3 protein-coding genes are annotated in these 3,602 nt (G+C 54.9%); all 3 read left to right on the forward strand.

Translation table 11 applies throughout. The features are described from left to right. Positions 1-1,539: methionine--tRNA ligase (gene metG, locus RDL66_RS08895; RefSeq protein WP_308536629.1), on the forward strand; the 1,539-nt coding region annotated here is incomplete at its 5' end. A 21-nt stretch (positions 1,540-1,560) separates the two neighbouring features. Continuing rightward, complete coding sequence (locus RDL66_RS08900; protein WP_308536631.1) at positions 1,561-2,532, forward strand: TatD family hydrolase; 972 nt, start codon at positions 1,561-1,563, stop codon at positions 2,530-2,532. Positions 2,533-2,661: 129 nt separating this feature from the next. Next, positions 2,662-3,602 (forward strand): G5 domain-containing protein (locus tag RDL66_RS08905; protein ID WP_308536633.1); only part of this gene is annotated, 941 nt, incomplete at its 3' end.

Here is a 3,602-nt window from a genome sequence, read left to right on the forward strand (position 1 = left end):
CGCACCACCACGGGCAATCACTATGAGACTGTTCGCGCCATGTTCAAAGTGGTGCGAGATAACGGCTACATGAAGGTGCAGACCACCCGGGGCGCGATTTCTCCTTCCACCGGACGTACCCTTCCAGACCGCTATATTGAGGGGACTTGCCCCATCTGCGGAGCGGAAGGAGCTCGGGGGGATCAGTGCGATGCTTGCGGCAACCAGCTCGACCCCACCGACCTGATTCGCCCGCGTTCCAAGATTAACGGCGAGACTCCGGAATTTGTGGAAACCGATCATTATTTCTTAGATTTACCGGCTCTCGCCAAAGCCTTGAATGAGTGGCTCGACGACCGGGAAAAGAACGGTAATTGGCGCCCCAACGTCATCAAGTTCTCCAAGAACTTCTTAAAAGACATTAAACCGCGAGCTATGACACGTGATATTGACTGGGGTATCCCCATTCCCGGGTGGGAGGATCAGCCCAAGCGTCTCTATGTTTGGTTTGATGCGGTAATCGGTTACCTCTCGGCTTCCATTGAGTGGGCGCGTCGTTTCGGTCAGTCCTCAGAGGATTGGCGTCAGTGGTGGAATGACCCCGAAGCTCTGTCCTATTACTTTATGGGCAAGGACAATATCGTGTTTCACTCCCAGATTTGGCCCGCCGAAATCCTGGGCTACAACGGACGCGGAGACTTGGGCGGTCAGCCTGGCGACTTAGGTATCCTGAACTTGCCCACCGAGGTAGTTTCCTCAGAATTTTTGACCATGGAAGGCAAGAAATTTGCCTCCTCGCGCGGGATTGTGATTTATGTGCGCGATATGCTGTCTCGCTACCAAGTCGATGCGCTGCGGTATTTCATCTCTGCGGCGGGGCCGGAAAATCAGGATTCTGATTTTACCTGGAGCGAGTTTGTGCGGCGCACAAACTCCGAGTTGGTGGCTGCCTGGGGCAACCTGGTCAACCGCACGGCCTCCATGATTTCAAAGAAATTTGGCGAGATTCCTCCCGCCGGCGATTTCACAGCTGAAGATCAGGCACTATTGGATGCTGTCAGTGCCGGATTCGAAACCGTGGGTGGCCTCGTCGAAAGCCATCACCAAAAGGCTGCTCTAGCAGAGATTATGCGCCTCGTGGGAGAGGCTAACCGCTACGTAACCACCACGGAGCCTTTCAAGCTAAAAGACGAGTCGCAGCGCGAGAGGCTGGGAACAATTCTGCACGTTCTAGCTCAGGTGGTGACGGATTTGAACCTAATGATGTCGCCATTCTTGCCGACTTCGTCCAACGCTATTGACAAGGTTTTGGGCGGGGCTGGGAATGTGGCGCCCCTGCCGCGAATCGAAGAAGTCGTCGACTTGGATGTGAAAAACGAGGACGGGAGCGACCGCACTTACCCGATTATCACCGGAGATTACCGCAACGCACCGACGTGGGAGCGTCATCCGGTACAGGTGGGGCAAGCGGTGGCGAAACCGGCTCCGGTATTCCAAAAACTTGACGAGTCTGTCGTTGAGGAAGAACACGAACGGTACGCGAACCTGCTGCACAAGTAGCACGAAGTTGCGAGGACGCTGGTGAGTAAACGTAAGTCAAAGCCAAAGGTGTGGCCACCCGTACCGGTGAGCGGCCAGCCTTTTGACGGCGGGGAAAGGCCATTTGGTAGCGGCAGACTGTTTGATAATCACACCCATTTGCCTTTGTTGCCGGGGGACTATGTCAGCGATTCCTCCGGGGTGCGGCTCAGCGCAGAAGAACAAATGGAACGGGCGGAACAATCAGGTGTGCAACGAGTTGTCGTCTCTCTGTGTAGCCTTCCGGAAGTTCAGGTGCTGAGTGTCGACCGCGAGCGGTTTTCCGGCTCCGCTTTTGAAATGGTGCGGTTTGCGGTGGCCATTCATCCTAACGATGCTCCGCGTCACTTGGGGATTTTGGATACGGCGCCGGATAACGTGGTGCAGAAGCGTGAACCCTGGCAGGAAACGTCCCTCAATGACGCTTTAGCGACGGTGGAACGGACAGCCCGTGAATTTCCGGAGGCAGTGGTGGCTATCGGGGAAACCGGTTTGGACTATTTTCGCACTGCCGAAACGGGCAAGGAAGCGCAAAAGCAAGCATTTGCGGCACATATCGAGCTGGCGAAAGCCTTGGATTTACCCCTGCAGATTCATGACCGTGACGCCCATCAGGATTGCGTAGAAATTTTGCGGCGCTGCGGGGCGCCGCGAAAAACGGTTTTTCACTGCTTTTCGGGGGACGCTGAGCTGGCCGAAATTTTGACAGAAAATGGCTGGTACGCTTCTTTTGCGGGAAACGTCACCTACCACGCCAACCAAGATATTCAAGCTGGAGCCCTAGCGATGCCAGCTCATCTGCGCCTCATTGAAACTGATGCTCCGTATTTGACGCCCCAGCCCTATCGAGGCCAGCCCAACGCCTCCTATCTCATTGGACATACCGCGGACTTCTTGGCGGAACTAACCCAGGTTACGAGCGAGGACTTGCGCGAACAAACTTACCGTAACGCCACGGCCGTCTATGATTTTTAGGATTTATCCAGGTCAGCACCGGATTGTTAGGAAAGTTAACACTGTGAAAGTAGTGGTTGTTGTTAACTAAAGGTGTACAATAGATAACGAGCTGGACAAAAATATAACGATTCGGTAACATTTTTGTTGATGGAAGAGAATACTACGAACATGAACGTATCCCCCACACGAGCCCCGCGCCACCTTCAAACAAATCCGGTTCGAGGCTCTCGAAAGTTTTTTGCGCCTCTCGTTGGCGCTCTGGCAGCCACTTTGGTGCTGGGCACCGGCATCGGCACCGCTTTTGCGATGGCGCACAAGACCGCCACTGTGGTTGCCGACGGCAAAGTCCAGGAATTCGGCGGCTGGGGGGCTACCGTATCCGACCTGTTGGCTGAAAACGGCGTGAGTTTCAGCGCTAAAGACTCCATCATCCCCGGGCCTAAAACCCCCGTCGAGAATGGGATGAAGATCACTATTGAAAGTTCTCGGGGGTTAACCGTCATGGTTAACGGCGCCAGGAAAGACATCGACACGACCGAAAACTCCGCGAGCGCGGCGATTAAAAAACTCTGGGAAGGCCAAGCGGTGCAATTTGTGGGCACCAGCGGCAAGGATTTGCATGGCGTGCCGTTGGCTCTTTTTGCGCCGGGTGAGGTTTATCAACTGGTCCACGATGGGGCTACCGCGCAGATGAAAGCCGCGAAGTCCGACATCACCCCGGAGGACATCCTCACTCGCAACAAAGTGAAACTGACCGACTTGGATGCTGTCCAGGTGCTGTTCAACCCCGGCGCGGCACCTATCGTGCAGGTGCAGCGCATCACGGAAGAAAAGGTTACGGCCAGCGAGCCGATTCAGTTCGAAACCGAAACTACCAGCGATGATTCGAAGTTCACTGACGAAAAGGTCGTGACGCAGAAGGGCGTGGTCGGAGAAAAAGAGATCACAAAGAAGGTGCGCAGCATCGACGGTGTGGGTTCCTCCGAAGAAATCTTGAGTGAAAAGGTTGTGGCCCAACCGGTTAACGAAAAAGTTACGGTCGGCACGAAGAAACGTCCTGCCTCGCAACCTATCGCCGCAACCGGCGA

This window comes from uncultured Mobiluncus sp., from assembly GCF_902488535.1.
Classification (GTDB): Bacteria; Actinomycetota; Actinomycetes; order Actinomycetales; family Actinomycetaceae; genus Mobiluncus.